Raw genomic sequence first — 3,651 nt, 5'->3', positions numbered from 1 at the left:
AGGCCGCGTTGGCGGCTGAACTCGACGAACATGCCGGGGGCGGCCATGACCGCCGCGCCGCCGGCGAGGGCGGTCGAGCACTCGCCCCTGCGCAGTGACTGGCAGGCCAGGTGGAGTGCGACCAGCGAGGAGGAGCACGCGGTGTCCACCGTGATCGCCGGGCCCTCCAGGCCGAATACGTACGACAGCCGGCCGGACAGGACGCTCACGGTGGTGCCGGTCAGGACGTGCCCTTCGACGAGGTCGCTCGCCTCGTGCATGCGGGCCCCGTAGTCCTGGGTCATCGCGCCGACGTACACGCCGGTCCGGCTGCCGCGCAGGGACTCCGGCGCGATGCCGGCCCGCTCGAACGCCTCCCAGGAGCTCTCCAGCAGCAGCCGCTGCTGCGGGTCCATCGCCAGCGCCTCGCGCGGGCTGATCCCGAAGAAGGCGGCGTCGAACCGGTCGGCGTCGTGCAGGAAGCCGCCCTGACGGGTGTACGTGTGGCCGCTGCGGGACGGGTCGGGGTCGTACAGCGAGTCCAGCTCCCAGCCCCGGTTGTCGGGGAACGAGGAGACGGCGTCGCGGCCGTCCGCCACGAGCCGCCAGAGCTGTTCGGGGCTGCGGACCTCGCCGGGGAACCGGCAGGCCATCGCGACGATCGCGATCGGCTCCTGCTCGCCGGCCGCGTCGTGGCCGACGGCCGGCGGCTGTCCGTCGGCGGTCGCCTCCGCCTCCGGGGCGTCGTCCTCTCCGGTGAGCCGGGCGAGCAGGTGGCGGTTCAGGGCCTTCGGCGTCGGGTGGTCGAAGAGCAGGGTGAGGGGCAGGGCCAGACCGGTCGCCGCCATGAGCCGGTTGCGCAGCTCGACGGCCATGGCGGAGTCGAACCCGAGGTCCCGGAGCGGCCGGTCCTCGGGGGTGGCGGCCGCCGCGTGGCCGCACAGCGCGGTGATCTCGGCGCGGACGAGGTCACGGACCCAGTCCTGTGGTGCGGTGCGGGCCCGGTCGGCGGTCGCGTCGACGGCGCCCGCGCGGGCGGTGTCCGGTCGTGCGGTGTCCGGGCGGGCGGCGCGGAACGGGTACGTCGGCAGCGGGACCCGCTGTGCGCCGGATCCGCCGAGGGCGGCCGCCCAGTCCGGTGCGGCCCCTCGGACGTGCAGTTCGGCCATCGAGCTGAGGAACCGGTCCGCCCCGCCCTGGTCGCGGCGCAGGGTGCCGACGACGACGGCGCCGCCCGTCAGGCCCTCGTCGTCCAGGGTCTCCTGGAGGCCGCCGAGGAGGCCGGGGTGCGGGCTCACCTCCAGGAAGAGCCGGTGCCCGTGGGCCAGCAGCGCGCGGGTGGCGTCCTCGAAGCGGATCTCGCTGGTGATGTTCCGCAGCCAGTACGCGGCGTCCAGGGCCGCGGTGTCCAGGAGCCCGCCGGTCGAGGAGGAGTAGAACGGTACGGCGGAGCTGCGCGGGCGGATCGCGGCGAGGCCGTCGAGGATGCCGTCGCGGTCGAGGCCGAGTGCGGGGGAGTGTGCGGCGAGTCCGTTGCTCAGACGTCGTGCCCGCACCCCCTCGGCTGCCAGTTCGGCCAGCAGCTCGTCCACGGCCCCCCGGTCACCGGAGAACAGGGTGGATCGCGGGCCGTTGGTCCCGGCGACGACGAGTCGGCCCTGCCATCGGGCGAGCCGTGGCGCCAGCTGTTCGCGGGGCAGCAGGACGGAGGCCAGATCGCCCTGTCCGGCTGCGGCGGCCTGCGACCGGCTCCACAGCGCCACGACCTGGGCGGCCTCCTCCAGGGTGAGTGCACCGGCGACGTGGGCGGCCGCGATCTCGCCCAGGCTGGCGCCCACCACGGCGGCCGGTGCCACGCCGGCGGCGCGCCACAGCGCCGCGAGCGAGACCATCACGGCGAACAGGACGGGTTGGACGACGTCCACCGCCACCGGGGCGGGGGCGCCGGGGGCCTCGCGCAGCACGTCGGCCAGCGACCACGGGACGTACGGTGCGAGGGCGTCCTCACAGGCCTTCATGTGGTCCCGGAAGAGCTCCGAGGACTCCAGCAGGTCGAGGGCCATGCCCCGCCACTGCGTGCCCTGGCCCGGGAAGACGAAGACGACTCCGCGCCCGGTGTCCGCCGTCCCGCGGACGAGTGACGGCGCGAACCCGCCCTCGGCGACGGCCCGCAGTCCGTGCAGGGCGTCCACGCGGTTCTCGGCGACCAGGACGGCGCGCTGCTCGAACGCCGTCCTGGTGGTGGACAGCGAGTGGCCGACGTCGGCGAGCCGGAGGCCCGGGTCGGCCGCCAGCCGCTCGCGGAGCGCCTGCGCCTGGGCCCGCAGGGCGGCGTCGCTGCGGGCGGAGAGGACCAGGGGTGTGCGCTCCGTGACGAGGAGCGGCCGGGCGGCGGGCCGTGCCCCGGGGGCTGCCGGGGGATCGGCCGGTACGGCGCCGAGCAGTTCGAGGACACCCGGGCCGGACGCGGGTCGGCCGCAGGCGACCACACCCAGGACCCGGGCGCCGTCGCGTCGCGCGTCGGGCAGCCGCCGGAGCACGGCGAGGACCGTGCCGCCGTCGCCGGCGAGGGCGAGGTCGCACTCCCCGCGGCGCAGCGCCTCCGCGGCGAGCGCGACGGCGGCCTGCACCGGTGCTTCCGACGGTCCGGGAGCGGCCTGCGGACCGTGGAGGCCCAGTACGGCGGCAAGGCGCTCCGGCGAGTGCTGCGGTGACTGCTGCGCCGATCGGTCCTGCGACGACGGTGCGAGGAAGACACCGGTTCGGCTTCCGCGCAGCGAGGCGGGGAGGATCCCGGCGTCCTCCAGCGCGCTCCAGGCGAGCTCCGACAACCTCCAGTCCGCGGCGCCGAGTTCGGCGGCCAGGGCGGCCGGAAGCCCGAAGAACGCGGGGCCGCCGTCAGGGCCGTCGTAGCCCTGCTGGTCGCTGTCGGCTCCGGGCGTCGGGCCGGACAGCCCGACGACGGCGACCGGGTCGTGCTCACAACTCGTCTGCGGCACTGGCTACTCGGCTTTCCTCGTGGTCCTGATGTGCTCGCCGGTCCGGCGGAGCGGACGGCTACTGCGCGTGCCGCATGCGTGCGGTCGCTGTCCACCCAGCGGCTCGGGCGAGAGGGCTGCCGACGCCTCATCTCGATCCAGCGGCTCGGTTGACCGAGAGCCTGCCAGGATGATCTTGGCAGTGACTTGGAGTCGACTTGGAGTCCACTTGGAGGAGCCTTGGAGTGCGGGCGGAACCCGGGTCGCGAGCGTGAGTTGCCTGCAAGGCAAGCGAAATTGCATGAGCATGTCATCGAGGTGGCGAAAATGCGGACCCGGGGGGGGGGGGGGGGGTGTGGGGGGGGGGGGGGGCGCGGGGGGGGGGGGGGGGGGGGGGCGCCGCGCCCCCCCCCCCCCCCGGGCCGTTGTCGGGGGCCTATCGTCGCGGCGTGCTCATGCGCAGCCCGCGACGGGGTCGCCGCGCAGGATCGAGCCGAACAGCTCCTGCAACTCGGCGCCCGGGTCCACGCCGTACTCGTCCGCCAGGGTCCGTCGGGTCCGGTGGTACGCGTCGATCGCGTCGGCCCGCCGACCGGACCGGTACAGGGCCTTCATCAGCAGCCAGCTGAACCGCTCCCGGGTCGGGAATCGCGAGGTGAGCGCCGGTAGTTCGGCGGCGACCACCGAGTAGTCC

General features: G+C 75.3%; 2 protein-coding genes. Both read right to left on the bottom strand.

Annotated elements, in window-relative coordinates; translation table 11 throughout:
• Nucleotides 1–2,978, bottom strand: a 2,978-nt coding sequence (locus tag ACFWXO_RS45060) for a beta-ketoacyl synthase N-terminal-like domain-containing protein (RefSeq protein WP_380532994.1), incomplete at its 3' end; no start/stop codon positions are given.
• Nucleotides 2,979–3,410: 432 nt separating this feature from the next.
• Nucleotides 3,411–3,651: BTAD domain-containing putative transcriptional regulator (locus ACFWXO_RS45055; protein ID WP_375897325.1), on the bottom strand; the 241-nt coding region annotated here is incomplete at its 5' end.

Source organism: Kitasatospora sp. NPDC059088 (assembly GCF_042738155.1).
Lineage (GTDB): Bacteria > Actinomycetota > Actinomycetes > Streptomycetales > Streptomycetaceae > Kitasatospora.
The sequence above is the reverse complement of the archived record's forward strand: the minus strand, read 5'-3'. Positions and strand labels throughout refer to the sequence as shown.